The sequence below is a fragment of the Stenotrophomonas sp. INTA L402-1 genome, assembly GCF_059295135.1.
Genome location: NZ_JCAFWP010000176.1, coordinates 1 through 596, shown reverse-complemented (window position 1 = coordinate 596; position 596 = coordinate 1). Strand labels below are relative to the sequence as shown.

The 596-nt window shown below is 56.7% G+C and carries 1 protein-coding gene; it reads right to left on the bottom strand.

Annotated features, from left to right (window positions below):
* Positions 1–596: Na+/H+ antiporter NhaA (nhaA, locus tag AC5O77_RS22195; RefSeq protein ID WP_494507220.1), on the bottom strand; the 596-nt coding region annotated here is incomplete at both ends.

Below are 596 nucleotides of genomic sequence, written 5' to 3'. Positions count from 1 at the left end.
GCCATAAAGATCGACATGGTGAAACCAATACCGCACAGCACCGAAACGGCAAATACCTGTTTAAATCCGATCCCCTCCGGCAGACGCGCGATACCCATCTTCACCGCCAGCCAGCTGAAGAGAAAGATGCCCAACGGCTTGCCGATAAACAACCCGGCGGCAATGCCTACGGGCAGCAACGAGGTCAGCCCGTCGAGCGTGACGCCTTGCAGTGATACGCCGGCATTGGCAAAGGCAAACAATGGCAGGATCAGAAACGCCACCCACGGATGCAGCTCATGCTCGAGGGTCTCCGAAGGCGACGGGCCCTTCTTGACGTTCAACGGGATCATAAAGCCGACAATAACACCGGCCAGGGTTGCATGCACTCCAGACTTCAGGATCGCCACCCATAGCACCAGCCCGACAATCATATAAATGGAGGTTTTGCCCACCCCGCGCCAGTTCATGATCGCCAACAGCGCTACCGCCGCCGCTGCCACTCCCAGTGCCGTCATCGACACCTCATGGGTATAGAACAGCGCAATAATGATAATGACGCCCAGGTCGTCAATGATGGCAAGCGCCAGCAAAAAGACTTTCAGACTGGTCGGCAC